The organism is Streptomyces sp. NBC_01335 (genome assembly GCF_035953295.1).
Taxonomy (GTDB): Bacteria; Actinomycetota; Actinomycetes; order Streptomycetales; family Streptomycetaceae; genus Streptomyces.
In genome coordinates this window covers 262,931-276,189 of sequence record NZ_CP108370.1, presented here as the reverse complement: position 1 = coordinate 276,189, position 13,259 = coordinate 262,931, and the positions used below count along the sequence as shown (strand labels likewise).

At 73.6% G+C, this 13,259-nt stretch carries 9 protein-coding genes; 7 read left to right on the top strand and 2 right to left on the bottom strand.

Annotated elements, in window-relative coordinates:
* The first annotated feature begins 83 nt into the window (after positions 1 to 83).
* From OG599_RS01150 to OG599_RS01140, 3 genes are all read left to right on the top strand, one after another.
* Positions 84 to 1,124 carry an NAD(P)-dependent alcohol dehydrogenase gene (locus OG599_RS01150; RefSeq protein ID WP_327174006.1) on the top strand — a complete coding sequence of 347 codons (1,041 nt, stop codon included), beginning with the start codon at positions 84 to 86 and terminating at the stop codon, positions 1,122 to 1,124.
* 196 nt (positions 1,125 to 1,320) lie between these two features.
* Positions 1,321 to 1,650: a DUF6191 domain-containing protein gene (locus OG599_RS01145; RefSeq protein ID WP_327174005.1), complete on the top strand. Its 330-nt coding sequence runs from the start codon at positions 1,321 to 1,323 to the stop codon at positions 1,648 to 1,650.
* A 239-nt stretch (positions 1,651 to 1,889) separates the two neighbouring features.
* Positions 1,890 to 3,629 (top strand): ABC-F family ATP-binding cassette domain-containing protein, encoded by a 1,740-nt coding sequence (locus tag OG599_RS01140; RefSeq protein ID WP_327174004.1) that lies wholly within the window; start codon positions 1,890 to 1,892, stop codon positions 3,627 to 3,629.
* A 216-nt stretch (positions 3,630 to 3,845) separates the two neighbouring features.
* On the opposite strand, the gene OG599_RS01135 is transcribed toward OG599_RS01140, so the two are convergent.
* Positions 3,846 to 4,328, bottom strand: coding sequence for an NUDIX domain-containing protein (locus OG599_RS01135; protein WP_327174003.1), 483 nt, complete (start codon positions 4,326 to 4,328; stop codon positions 3,846 to 3,848).
* A gap of 255 nt (positions 4,329 to 4,583) precedes the next feature.
* Here OG599_RS01135 and OG599_RS01130 point away from each other — a divergent pair, with 255 nt between their 5' ends.
* Complete coding sequence (locus OG599_RS01130; RefSeq protein ID WP_327174002.1) at positions 4,584 to 8,096, top strand: phosphodiester glycosidase family protein; 3,513 nt, start codon at positions 4,584 to 4,586, stop codon at positions 8,094 to 8,096.
* Between the two features lie 72 nt (positions 8,097 to 8,168).
* Here the strand turns inward: OG599_RS01130 and OG599_RS01125 are convergent, their stop codons facing one another.
* Complete coding sequence (locus OG599_RS01125; protein ID WP_327174000.1) at positions 8,169 to 9,629, bottom strand: PucR family transcriptional regulator; 1,461 nt, start codon at positions 9,627 to 9,629, stop codon at positions 8,169 to 8,171.
* A gap of 108 nt (positions 9,630 to 9,737) precedes the next feature.
* Between OG599_RS01125 and OG599_RS01120 the strand changes: the two genes are divergently transcribed.
* The 3 genes from OG599_RS01120 (at position 9,738) to OG599_RS01110 (ending at position 13,235) form a co-directional block, all read left to right on the top strand.
* Positions 9,738 to 11,273 (top strand): purine-cytosine permease family protein, encoded by a 1,536-nt coding sequence (locus OG599_RS01120; protein WP_327173999.1) that lies wholly within the window; start codon positions 9,738 to 9,740, stop codon positions 11,271 to 11,273.
* A 76-nt stretch (positions 11,274 to 11,349) separates the two neighbouring features.
* Complete coding sequence (locus OG599_RS01115; protein WP_327173998.1) at positions 11,350 to 11,778, top strand: nuclear transport factor 2 family protein; 429 nt, start codon at positions 11,350 to 11,352, stop codon at positions 11,776 to 11,778.
* A 17-nt stretch (positions 11,779 to 11,795) separates the two neighbouring features.
* Positions 11,796 to 13,235 (top strand): gamma-aminobutyraldehyde dehydrogenase, encoded by a 1,440-nt coding sequence (locus OG599_RS01110; protein ID WP_327173997.1) that lies wholly within the window; start codon positions 11,796 to 11,798, stop codon positions 13,233 to 13,235.
* Positions 13,236 to 13,259 lie beyond the last annotated feature (24 nt).

Genomic DNA, 13,259 nt, shown 5'->3' with positions numbered 1-13,259 from the left:
CAGCAGAGGGCCCACCCACCGGCGGACCGGCCGAAACCCGGCCGGAACCGGCGGTGGGCCCGGTACAGAACAGAGGAAGAACCATGAAGGCAGTCCAGTACCGCACCGTGGGCGCGGCACCCGAGGTCGTCGAGATCCCGAAGCCCGTGCCCGGTCCGGGCCAGATCCTGCTGAAGGTCACCGCGGCCGGCGTCTGTCACTCCGACATCGCCGTGATGAGCTGGTCCGCCGAAGAGCTCACCTACCCGCTGCCGCTCACCCTCGGCCACGAGGGCGTCGGCACCGTGGTGGAGCTGGGCGACGGAGCCGAGGGTGTGTCCGTCGGGGACAACGTCGCCGTCTACGGCCCCTGGGGCTGCGGCACCTGCGTGAACTGCGCCGAGGGCCGGGAGAACTACTGCCTGCGCGCCGACGAGCTCGGCATCATGCCGCCCGGACTCGGCAACCCCGGCGCCATGGCCGAGTACATGATCGTCGACAACGCCCGCCACCTGGTCCAGATCGGCGACCTCGACCCGGTCAAGACCGTCTCCCTGACCGACGCCGGCCTCACGCCCTACCACGCGATCAAGCGCTCGCTGCCGAAGCTGACGCCCGGCGCCACGGCCGTCGTCATCGGCACCGGCGGCCTCGGCCACGTCGCCATCCAGCTGCTGCGCGCGATGACCGCCGTCAAGGTCATCGCCCTCGACGTCACCGAGGACAAGCTGGAGCTGGCCCGCAAGGTCGGCGCCCACGAGACCGTCCTGTCCGACGAGAACGCCGCCGCCAAGGTCCGCGAGCTCACCGGCGGTGTCGGCGCCAAGGTCGTGCTGGACTTCGTCGGTGTCGACGCGACCGTGAAGACGGCCGGAGCGGTCGCCTCCGTCGACAGCGACGTCACCATCGTCGGCATCGGCGGCGGCCTCCTGCCCGTCGGCTTCGGGGTGCTGCCGTTCGCCACCTCGGTCACCGCGCCCTACTGGGGCTCCCGCAAGGAGCTCGCCGAGGTCATCGAGCTGGCCCACGCCGGCGCCGTCGACGTCCACGTCGAGACGTTCTCCATCGACGAGGCGCCGCTCGCCTACGAGCGCCTGCACGACGGCAAGATCAACGGCCGGGCCGTCATCCTGCCCAACGGCTGACACAGACCCCGGGTCCCGCCCGTCCTCCCCCCGGGAGGGCGGGACCCGGCCTCTTCGTGGCTCGTACGCCGGCCGTACGAGCACGGAGCCACCCGACGCGGGCCGCCGAACCACGGCGACGGCCCGCGTCGGCATGTCCGCGTCCGCGTCATGGCGAGAGGGCCCACCGGGCCGTACACGCGGTCATACTGTGGCCATGGGATTCGCCGCGCTGCTCACGCTCCCCACCCTGGTGGTCGGTCTGACCGTGCTCGCCTTCGTCGACCAGCTCATGCTGCGCGGCTCCCGCGCCGGTGTGCTGCCCTGGCGGAACGGCGCCCGGCAGGGCCAGGTCTCCGCGACCGGGTTCGAGCAGCTGCACGCCACCTTCTCGCCCGGCAAACAGAGCGAGCTCAAGGAACGCGCCAGCGCCCTGCTGATGCGCGACGACGAGGAGGACGGCGCCCCGCCGCACCGCTCGACCGTCGACCTGCACGGTGGCCGGGCCGTCATCCGCCTCCCGGCCACGGGGCCGGGGCGCGACTGAACGCGGCAGGACGCCGTAATCCGAGGGACGCCCGATTGCCCGTTCCTCTACACTCGCGCCATGGGTTCGTCCTACTGCTTCCGCTGATCCGTCCCGGCGAGGACCACCGCAGCCCCGCGCCGAGCGCCGTGCGCGCTGCCCGGTCACCTCCCGCCGACCGGAATCCATGCCCGCCGCGCGCCCGTCCACGCACGGCGCACCCGGGCCCTCCCCCAGCGAAAGCATCAGGAACGACACCCATGTCCGCATCGCGCGACCGCTCTCAGATCACCCTCCAGGACGTCACGCTCGCCTACGGCGACCGGACCGTCCTGGCGGGCGTCTCCCTCACCGTCGGGCCCGGCGAACACGTCGCCGTCATCGGCGAGAACGGCTCCGGCAAATCGACCCTGCTCCGGCTGATGTCCGGCACCGAGGCCCCGGACGCCGGAGAGGCCGTCACCCGGTTCCCCGACGGCGTCGGCCACCTCGCCCAGACCCTCGCCCTCGCTCCGCACCACACCGTGCGGGACGCCGTCGACACCGCCCTCGCCGAACTCCGCGAACTGGAACGCCGGATGCGCGAAGCCGAGGCCCGACTGTCAGGACCCTCCCCGACGGCGTCCGAACTCGACGCCTACGGAGAGCTTCTGACGACCTATCAGGATCGTGGCGGGTACGAGGCCGACGCCCGCACCGACGCCGCGCTGCACGGTCTCGGACTCGCGCACCTGCCCCGCGACCGTCCCCTGGCCACGCTCTCCGGCGGAGAACAGTCCCGGCTGGCCCTCGCCTGCGTGCTGGCCGCGGCACCGGAGTCGCTGCTGCTCGACGAGCCGACCAACCACCTCGACGCACCCGCCGTGCGCTGGCTGGAGGACCACCTGCGCGCCCACCGGGGCACCCTCGTGGTGGTCACCCACGACCGCGCGTTCCTGGAAGCCACCACCACCGTGATCCTGGAGGTGGACCGTGACCGGCGCTCCGTCACCCGCCACGGCGACGGCTGGGAGGGCTACCGGACGGCGAAAGCCGCGGCGCGACGCCGATGGGCGCAGGAACACCAGGAGTGGCTCACCGAACTCGCCCGCACCGAAGAGCTGGTGGAAGCCGCGGGCCGGCGGCTCCGGTCCACCGGCAAGGACCCGGCGGAGGGCTTCGGCAAGCACCGCCGCTCGCACGACGCCAAACTCTCCGGCCGGGTCAGAGCCGCGCGGACGCGCCGGGACGCCCTGCGTGCCGCCCCCGTGCCACCGCCGCCGGAGCCCCTGCGCTTCACGGCGGGGCTCATCCTCACGACCGGAGCCACCGGAGCCACCGGAGCCACCGGAGCCACCGGAGCCACCGGAGCCGCCGGAGCCGCCGATGCCGGGGGCGGCGCCGACGCCGTCGGCGCCCCGGCACCGCTCCTCGCGCTGGAGTCCGTCTCGGTGGGGGAGCGGCTGCGCCTGCCCGCCCTCGACGTGCTGCCCGGGCAGCGTCTCCTGGTCACCGGCCCGAACGGCGCGGGCAAGACCACCCTGCTCAGAGTGCTCGCGGGCGACCTCGCCCCCGACTCCGGGACGGTCGCCCGGCGTGGCCGCGTCGGCTATCTCCCCCAGGAGCTGCCGGCCAGGCTGACCCGCCGTTCGCTCCTCGCCACCTACGCGGCAGGCCGGCCGGGTTTGCCCGAGGAGTACGCCGGGGACCTGCTCGCCCTCGGACTGTTCCGCGCCGAGGACCTCGGAGTCGCGGTGTGCGACCTCTCCGTCGGCCAGCAGCGCAGACTCGCCCTCGCCCGGCTGGTGACCCGCCCCGCCGACGTACTCGTCCTGGACGAACCGACCAACCACATCGCCCTCGACCTGGTCGAGGAGCTGGAAGCCGCGCTCGCCGTGTACGTGGGGGCGGTCGTCGTGGTATCCCACGACCGGGCCTTCCGCGGCCGGTTCACCGGGGACGTGCTGGAACTGTGCGACGGACGCCCCGCCGGGGCTTCCCGGGCGACGGCCGGAGCGTAGTACCGCGGCGGTCCCGGCGACGATCCGCCGGGCTGGGCCGTGTCTGACCGCTCCCGTCGGGCGGGCGGCGCCCGGCACGGCACCTCGCGGCGTTGTCCGACCGCCCGAGTACGTCCCGTACGCGGGCGGTCCTCCGCCTTGCGAGGCACCGCACCGGACACCGCCCGCCGATCCGCCGCGCATGGTCAGCCACGGCCTGGGCCCGGCCGGAGGGATTCACACCTCCAGGTGGGCAAGCAGCCGCTCCACGAAGACCCGCTGGCCCGTCACCAGCCGGGAGGCCGCCTGCTCGGGGGTGCACCAGGCGACCCGGTCGATCTCGGGGAACTCCTGGATCACCCCGGAACCCCTAGGCCACTCCATGGCGAAGGTGCCGTACACCGCCTTCGCGGTGTCCACCTCACCCTCCACCGCCCAGATGACCACCGTCTTGCCGCTCGCCTGCCGGGACTGGCCCAGCGGCACCCAGAAACCGTCCGGCACCGGCAGGCCCACCTCCTCCTCGAACTCCCGGCGGGCCGCCGTCTCGGCCGCCTCGCCCGGCTCGTACTCGCCCTTGGGGATCGACCACGCGGCGTCCTCCCGCCCCGCCCAGAACGGGCCTCCCATGTGCCCGAGCAGCACCTCGACCCCGTTGTCGTCCGTTCCGGTCCCGGTCCGGTAGAGAAGGACCCCCGCACTGCGCTTGCTCATCGACATGTCGTCAATTCTCCGTACATCGCGCCGTCGTCGCCACCGGTTCGGGTATACCGGGCGGCCCGAGTACCGGCCGGTCGCGCCGCCCGTACGGCGCGCGGCCGACGCCGCGTCGTGCACCCGGGGCCGACGCGCCCCCGCCGTACTCTGTTGTCCCCGCCGTCACTCCCGCCCCCTGGCGCCGCTCGTTCACCCCCGGCATGCTGTCCGCCACAAGCGCTGATGAACCGTCCAACCCGCCTCTCAGCAGGAGGACTTGTGCGTCGACGTCCAGGGCCCGCCGTCCGCTCCGCGCGGGCGCTCGTGCTGTTCGCCACCGTCTGCGGGGCCGTGGTGGGGGCCGTTACCCCCGCCGCGGCCGACACGACACCCGACCCCCACCCGCACAACGCCGCCGAGGTCCTGAGACCGGTGGCCCCGCCCGGCGCGAGGGCCCCGGCGGGCGCCGGGCGTCCCGCCGCCCCCGTCATCGACGACCACGGCATCGAGACCGCCCGCACCTCCCGCCCCGTCGCGCCCGGCGTCGGCCTCACCTCGTACGACCGGCTCGAAGCCGCCACGTGGCTCCGCGTGGACGCGCTCACCGTCGACCTGAACGAGGACGTCCGCGCCGACTACCTCTCCAGCGGAAAGGTCAGCGACCGGCGTACGGTCTCCGCGCTGGCGGCCGGCCACGACGCCGGAGCGGGCCGCCGCACCGTCGCCGCCGTCAACGCCGACTTCTTCGACATCAACGAGACCGGCGCACCGGTAGGACCCGGCGTCCGGGACGGGGCCCTCGACCACTCGCCGGCCACCGGCTCCTCCCACGCGGTCGGCATCGGCCCCGGGGCCGCGGGGCGGGTCCTGGACCTGTACTTCGAGGGCACGCTCACCCTGCCCTCCGGCGACCACCCGCTCGGCGCCTGGAACGCGGCCGACGTCCCCGCCGGATCCATCGGCGCGTACACCTCCGCCTGGGGCGACGCCGACCGCGCGCTGACCGTCAACGCTTCGGCGCGGCCGGTCGCCGAGGCCGTCGTACGGGACGGCCGGGTGTTCTCCGTCTCCGCGACGCCCGGCAGCGGCCCCGTCCCCGAGGACACCACCGTCCTCGTCGGACGCGAGGCCGGGGCGGAACTCCTGACGGCGCTGCGGCCGGGCGACCCGGTCGAGCTGACGTACCGGGCGCGCACCGACGACGGGCCGCTGCCGCGCACCGCCGTCGGCGGGCGCGAACCGCTCGTCGTGGACGGCGTCGAGCAGAACCACGACGGCGAGGGCAACAACACCGCCGCGCCCCGCACCGCGGTCGGATTCTCCCGGGACGGCCGCACCATGCACGTCATCACCGTGGACGGCAGGCAGGCCGACAGCGGCGGGGTGACCCTCACCGAACTCGGCCGGATGATGCGCGAGGCCGGGGCCTGGAGCGCGCTCAACCTGGACGGTGGAGGCTCCTCCACCCTGGTGGCGCGCGAACCCGGCGGCGACGCCCTCCAGGTGGAGAACAGCCCGTCCGACGGCAGCGAACGCACCGTCCCCAACGGGCTCGCCCTCACCGTGCCGGACGGCAGCGGCGCCCTCACCGGTTACTGGGTGGAGACCCGTACGCCCCCGGCCGCCGCCCCGGGGGACGACCCCGTCGCCGGCGGTCACCCCGACCGGGTCTTCCCCGGCCTCACCCGCGCACTGACCGCCGCCGGATACGACGAGACGTACGGCCCGGCCGCCGGTACCCCGCACTGGCGCACCGCCGTTCCCGGCGTGGGCACCGTCGACGCGCGCGGCCTGTTCACCGCCCGGCGCGGCGGCACGGCCGAGGTCCTCGCCGAGCGCGGCAGGGCCCGGGGCTCGGTCCGGCTCACCGTGCTCGACGAGCTGACGCGCGTGAGCCCCACCACCGAGCGGCTCGGCCTCTCCGGCGGCGGCGCCACCGGAACCTTCGGCGTCGTCGGCTTCGACGCCCACGGCGACAGCGCCCCCGTCGAACCCCGCGACGTCACCCTCGACTACGACCGCGCCCTCTTCGACGTCCACGACGACGGCCGGGGCTCCTTCACCGTCACGGCCCGCGCCGGCGACGGAACGGCCGGGCTGATCACCGCCTCCGTCCACGGCACCACCACCGTGCTGGCCGTCACGGTCGGCCTCGCCGACCAGGCGGTCGCCGGCTTCGACGACGCGGACGCCTGGAAGTTCAGCCAGGCCCGCGCGAGCGGCTCGCTGGCCGCCACCGAGGACGGGCACACCGGCACCGGACTGAAACTCAGCTACGACTTCACCCGGTCCACCGCGACCCGCGCCGCCTACGCCGCCCCGCCGCAGCCCGTCGCGGTGCCCGGCCGGCCCCAGTCCTTCACCCTCTGGATCGACGGGGACGGCAAGGGCGCCTGGCCCACGCTCCACCTCAAGGACGCCGCCGGGACGGACCAGCTGCTCCGCGGCCCGTACGTCACCTGGACCGGCTGGCGGCAGGTCACCTTCGCCGTGCCCGCCGGAGCCCCGACGCCCCTGTCGGTGTACCGGTTCTACCTGGCCGAGACCGCCGCCGGCGCCCAGTACACCGGCGGGATCGTCATCGACGACCTCGTCGCCCAGGTCGTGCCGGCCGCCGACCTGCCCGCACGGGTGCCGGCGGCCGACCCGCTGATCGACACGGCGGCCGTCACCGAAGGCCGGGACTCCCGGTTCGCGGTGATGTCCGACGCGCAGTTCGTCGCACGCGACCCCGACAGCGCGATCGTCGCCCAGGCCCGGCGCACCCTGCGCGAGATCAAGGCCGCGCACCCGGACTTCCTGGTGATCGACGGCGACCTGGTGGACGAGGGTTCGCCCGCCGACCTCGACTTCGCCCGCCAGGTGCTGGACGAGGAGCTCGGCGACGACCTGCCCTGGTACTACGTGCCCGGCAACCACGAGGTGATGGGCGGCACGATCGGCGCCTTCACCGACCGGTTCGGCCCCGCCCACCGTACGTTCGACCATGCCGGCACCCGCTTCATCACCCTCGACACCTCCAGCCTCAGCCTGCGGGGCGGCGGGTTCGCGCAGATCCGGGAGCTCCGCGAACAGCTGGACGCGGCGGCCGCCGAGCCGGGCATCGGCTCCGTCGTGCTGATCGAGCACGTGCCGCCGCGCGATCCCTCGGTGCAGCCGGCCAGTCAGTTGAGCGACCGCAAGGAGGCGGCCCTGGTGGAGGAGTGGCTCGCCGGGTTCCGCCGCACGACCGGCAAGGGGGCCGCCTTCATCGGCGGTCACGTCGGGGTGTTCCACGCCTCGCACGTCGACGGCGTGCCCTACCTCGTCAACGGCAACTCCGGCAAGACCCCCTCCGGTCCGGCCGGCGAGGGCGGGTTCACCGGCTGGAGCCTGGTCGGCACGGACCGGGTCACCCCCGCCGAACAGGCGGCGGCCCGGCAGCGGCCCTGGGCGGGCGGACCCGACTGGATCTCCGTGCAGACCCGGGCGCACGTCGACGGCCTCACCCTCGACGCCCCCGCCGCGCTCGCACCGGGCGGCCGGGCCGAGGTGTCCGCCCGGATCACCCAGGGAGCGCGCACGGTGCCGGTCGCCTTCCCGGTGAGCGCCGACTGGACCGGCTCCCCGAACCTCCGGATCGGGAACACCGCCGGAGCCCGCGGCCGGCCCGTCGCGCTCCTCGACCCGGACACCGGCACGCTGACCGCCCTGCGACCGGGCACGGTCACCCTCGCGGTGACCGTCGACGGGGTCACCCGGAGCGCCCGCGTCACGATCGCCGCACAGGGGAGCGCCGGGGCAGCGGCCTGACCCACGCGGACGCGGTGGGCCCGGCTCGTCCGCCGGGCCCACCGCACCGGCGCGTGCGCCCCGGCGGAAGGATCACACCACCCGGTCTGCGAGCCCCAGCGTGCCCGCCGCCTGGATCGCCAGCCAGACCTCCGACAGCGCCCCGGTGGACGCCAGGTCGCGTGCGGCCAGCGTCCCGAAGCGGCGGAGCCGGTACGCCAGGGTGTTCGGGTGGATGTGCAGCGCCGCGGCGGCGGCCTCGGTGCGCCGGTCCCGCTCCATCCACGTACGGACCGAGACGAGCAGCTGGGAGTCGTGGGCGGCGTCGTACCGGAGCACCTCGCCGAGGACGTTCTCGACCAGCGCGGACAGCACCGCCGGGTCGTCCGGCAGCCAACGGCCCGTCAGGTCGTCGCCGTACCGCACCACGGGCCGGCCCGACTCGGCCGCCTTCGACGCGGCCCAGACCGCCTCCCGCTGCGCCACCTTCAGCGCCGCGCCCGGCCGGAAGGGGCGGCTCATCCCGGTCGCCGCCATGGGCAAGGTGCCCACCGCGTCGGCGAGTTCCGGCGCACCGAGCACGTAGCGGTCCTCGCCCCGGGTGAGCAGGAGGTGCGGCCGGTCCTCCAGGACGTGCAGCAGGGCCTCGTCGGTGGTGTGGCGCACCACCATCAGGACGGTCTCCCCCTCGATCGCGTGCCGGGCGAGCCGGCGGCGGGCGGCCTCCGGGTCCAGCACCTCCTGCAGCAGCTCGGCGAGGGTCTCCGCGCCCTCCCGGCGGAGCGTCTCGCGCTCGTTGCGGACCATCGCCAGGCGCAGCGCGGCCACCGTGGCGATGTGCTGGGCCACCGCGAGCCCGGCGGGCTGGGCGCCCTCACGCTCGTACGCGACGAGGAAACCGGCCGGACCGCCGGGCGCGGGGACGGGCAGCACGAAGCCGCCCGGCACGGTCGGCGGCGCGTCCACGGAGTCGGGCAGCACCGAGGGGTCCGGCACCGGGACGCCCGGCAGCAGCGGGCGGCCCTGGGGCGTGCAGAGGTACACGTCGTAGCCGGAGAGACGTTCGAGCCGGCGGAGCAGGGTGGGGGTGTCGAGGTCCTCCGCGACCAGCCAGCGCAACGAGCCGAAGACCTGGAGCTGGGCGCCGAGGCGGTGCCGGGCGTCTTCCTGCACCGCCGCCGCGACCTCCTGCGCGACCGCGATGAAGGGAACCGAGAGCGGCACCTCCAGCACCGGGAAGCCCCGTTCCTCGGCCGCCCGGAAGAAGTCGTCGTGCAGGACGGGCATGTGCAACTGGGCGGAGAGCGCCAGCCCGGAGACCCCGGCATCGTCCAGACGTTCGAGGTACGCGCGCTGTGCGGCGGCCGCCGCCGGGACCGCCAGCCCCGCCGTCATGATCAGCTCGGATCCCAGCAGCCAGGGCGTCGGATCGTCCAGCTCGCTGGCGTGCGCCCAGGAGACGGAGCGTCCAAGCCCCGCGCCGCCCGCCTTGACGGAGAGCTGGAGTGCGGGGAATGAGAGGAGATCTTCCACGGTGAGTTTGTCGCTTGCCACAGAAAGAAGGCTATCGCTCTGTGGCTGACACAATTGTCGCCGGTCACACGGGGGGCGAGACTGTGGGCTCGTCACTGCTGCACGACACGAACGGAAGGTGAAACGCCCGTGACCGGCTCGATCACCGAAATCGAGACCTATGGGGTCGAGCGGATCCCGGACGGGGACCGCACGGCCCGCCCGATCGATCTGTTCCGTCTCGCCTTCGGCGGTGCCAACACGTTCGCGACGTGCGTCCTCGGCGCCTTCCCCATCCTCTTCGGCCTCTCCTTCTGGCAGGGCCTCGCCGCCACCGTCCTCGGCCTGGTCGCCGGGGCGCTGCTGCTGGCGCCCATGGCCCTCTTCGGCCCGGCGAACGGAACCAACAACGCCGTCTCCTCCTCCGCCCACCTGGGCGTGCACGGACGCGTCGTCGGCTCCTTCCTCTCGCTGCTGACGGCCGTCGCCTTCTTCTCGATCTCGGTCTGGTCCTCCGGCGACGCCCTCGTGGGCGGAGCGCACCGGCTCGTCCACGTCCCCGAGTCCGACGTCTCGTACGGCATCGCCTACGCGATCTTCGCCGTCCTCGTGCTGGCCGTCTGCGTCTACGGCTTCCGCTTCATGCTGCTGGTCAACAAGATCGCCGTGATGGCCGCCTCCGCGCTCTTCGTGCTCGGCGCCTTCGCCTTCCTGGGCGACTTCGACCCCGGTTACGCGGGTTCCTTCGCCTCGACCGCCGATCCGCTGTTCTGGCCCTCGTTCATCGGGGCGGCGCTGATCGTGCTCTCCAACCCGGTCTCCTTCGGCGCCTTCCTCGGTGACTGGTCCCGATACATCCCGGCCGGAGCGTCCCGCCGCCGGGTGATGGGCGCCGCGTTCCTCGCCCAGGTCGCCACCCTGCTGCCGTTCCTCTTCGGACTGGCCACCGCGTCGATCATCGCCACCAAGGCCGCCGAGTACGTCGACCCGGCCGCCCCGAACTACGTCGGCGGACTGCTCGCCGTCTCGCCGGGCTGGTACTTCCTGCCGCTCTGCCTGATCGCCCTCATCGGCGGCCTCTCCACCGGCACCACCTCGCTCTACGGCACCGGCCTCGACTTCTCCAGCGTCTTCCCGCGCTTCAGCCGCGTCCAGGCCACCTTCTTCATCGGCGTGCTCTCCATCGCCTTCATCTTCGTCGGCCGCTTCGCGCTGAACCTCGCCCAGTCCATCTCCACCTTCGCCACGCTGATCATCACCTGCACCGCCCCGTGGATGGTCGTCATGGCGCTGGGTTACGTCACCCGGCGCGGCTGGTACGACCCCGACGCGCTCCAGGTCTTCAACCGCCGCCAGCGCGGCGGCCGGTACTGGTTCGCCCACGGCTGGAACGGGCGCGGCATGGCGTCCTGGCTGGTCTCCGCCGTCGTCGCCCTCCTCTTCACCAACCTGCCCGGCCAGTTCGTCGGCCCGCTCGGTGACCTCGCGAACGGCGCGGACATCTCCCTGCCGGTCGGTCTCGTCCTCGCCGCGGTGATCTACCTCGCGCTGCTCACACTCTTCCCCGAGCCCCGCGCGGTCTACGGCCCCGCCGGCCCCCGCTTCGTCCGCGCAGCCGACACGGGGGTCCCGCCCATCACCGGCGGCCCCGAGGAGCGGATGGCGCCCGCGGCCGCCGCGGGCTGACCCCACCGGCCCGCACCCGCGCGTCACACCCCACCCGGACACCACCCAGGCCTCCCCCCACGGCAAGGAGCCGATCATGAGCGACACCCCCGGACACCAGGACGGACACGAGGACGGACACGAGGACGTGCGGGCCGCCGCCGACGCACTCGTCGCGGCCTTCGCGGAAGGCCGCCTCGACGACTACTTCGGCGCCTTCGCCCCGGACGCGACCTTCGTCTTCCACACCACCCCGCAGCGGCTGGCCTCCACGGCCGAGTACCGTGCCCTGTGGCAGCGATGGGTGGAGGAGGACGACTTCCGCGTGCTGGCCTGCACCTCCACCGAACGTCTGATCCAGCACTTCGGGGACACCGCGGTCTTCAGCCACGACGTGGAGACCCGGATCGCCACCTTCTCGGGCGAGGAGACGCTGCTGGAGCGCGAGACGATCGTCTTCGCCCGCGCGTCCGAAGGCCGCTGGCCCGCCGTCCACGAGCACCTGTCCGCCCGTACCACCGTCTGACCAGGAGAACCCGTTCCATGAGCACCACGTTCCGCAACTACATCGACGGCGCATCCGTGGACGCGGCGGACGGTCGCACCCTCGACGTGGTGGACCCCACCACCGGTGACGTCTACGCGACCTCGCCGCTCTCCGGCCAGGCCGACGTCGACGCCGCCATGGCCGCCGCCGCGGCGGCGTTCCCGGTGTGGCGCGACACCACCCCCGCCGTGCGCCAGCGCGCCCTGCTCAGGGTCGCCGACGCGATGGAGGCACGGGCCGACGAGCTCGTCGCCACCGAGAGCCGCGACACCGGCAAGCCGCTCCACCTGACCCGGAGCGAGGAGCTCGACCCCGCCATCGACCAGATCCGCTTCTTCGCGGGCGCCGCGCGGATGCTGGAGGGCCGCTCCGCCGGCGAGTACATGGAGGGCATGACCTCCATCATCCGGCGCGAGCCGGTCGGCGTCTGCGCCCAGGTCGCCCCCTGGAACTACCCGCTGCTGATGGCGGTCTGGAAGTTCGCCCCGGCCCTGGCCGCCGGCAACGCCGTCGTGATCAAGCCCTCCGACACCACGCCCGCCTCCACCGCGCTGATCGCCGAGATCATCGGCGGCGTGCTGGCGGAGATGGACCTGCCGCTCGGCGTCTTCAACGTCGTCTGCGGCGACCGCGAGACCGGCCGCATGATGGTGGAGCACCCGACCCCCGCGATGGCCTCGATCACCGGTTCCGTCCGGGCCGGCATGCAGGTCGCCGCCTCGGCGGCCAAGGACGTCAAGCGGGTCCACCTGGAGCTCGGCGGCAAGGCCCCCGCGGTCGTCTTCGAGGACGCGGACCTGGAGAAGGCCGTGGAGGACCTCATCGTCGGCGGCTTCTTCAACGCGGGCCAGGACTGTACGGCTGCGACCCGGGTGCTCGTCCACGAGTCGGTGCACGACGCGTTCGTGTCGGCGCTGGCGGCGGCGGCCAAGGGCACGAAGACGGGCCTGCCGGACGACGAGGACGTGCTCTACGGCCCGCTCAACAACACCAATCAGCTCGCCCAGGTCAGCGGGTTCATCGACCGCCTCCCGGCGCACGCCACCGTCGAGGCGGGCGGCCACCGCGTCGGCGACCAGGGCTTCTTCTGGGCGCCGACCGTCGTCTCCGGGCTGCGCCAGGACGACGAGATCATCCAGAACGAGGTCTTCGGCCCCGTCATGACGGTGCAGTCCTTCGCCGACGAGGCCCAGGCCCTGGAGTTCGCCAACGGTGTCGAGTACGCGCTCGCCTCCTCGGTGTGGACCAAGGACCACGCCCGCGCGATGCGGATGTCGAAGAACCTCGACTTCGGCTGCGTCTGGATCAACAGCCACATGGCGCTGGTCGCCGAGATGCCGCACGGCGGGTTCAAGAAGTCCGGCTACGGCAAGGACCTCTCCGCGTACGGCTTCGAGGACTACACCCGGATCAAGCACGTCATGACCGCCCTCTGAGCCAGGCAGCGGCATCCTGTCGGT

What these genes read in the sequence shown, in the direction of transcription:
- OG599_RS01150 (WP_327174006.1), top strand. Translation starts at nt 84, where the DNA reads ATGAAGGCAGTCCAGTACCGCACCGTGGGCGCGGCACCCGAGGTCGTC.
- OG599_RS01145 (WP_327174005.1), top strand. Translation starts at nt 1,321, where the DNA reads ATGGGATTCGCCGCGCTGCTCACGCTCCCCACCCTGGTGGTCGGTCTG.
- OG599_RS01140 (WP_327174004.1), top strand. Translation starts at nt 1,890, where the DNA reads ATGTCCGCATCGCGCGACCGCTCTCAGATCACCCTCCAGGACGTCACG.
- OG599_RS01135 (WP_327174003.1), bottom strand. Translation starts at nt 4,328, where the DNA reads ATGTCGATGAGCAAGCGCAGTGCGGGGGTCCTTCTCTACCGGACCGGG.
- OG599_RS01115 (WP_327173998.1), top strand. Translation starts at nt 11,350, where the DNA reads ATGAGCGACACCCCCGGACACCAGGACGGACACGAGGACGGACACGAG.
- OG599_RS01110 (WP_327173997.1), top strand. Translation starts at nt 11,796, where the DNA reads ATGAGCACCACGTTCCGCAACTACATCGACGGCGCATCCGTGGACGCG.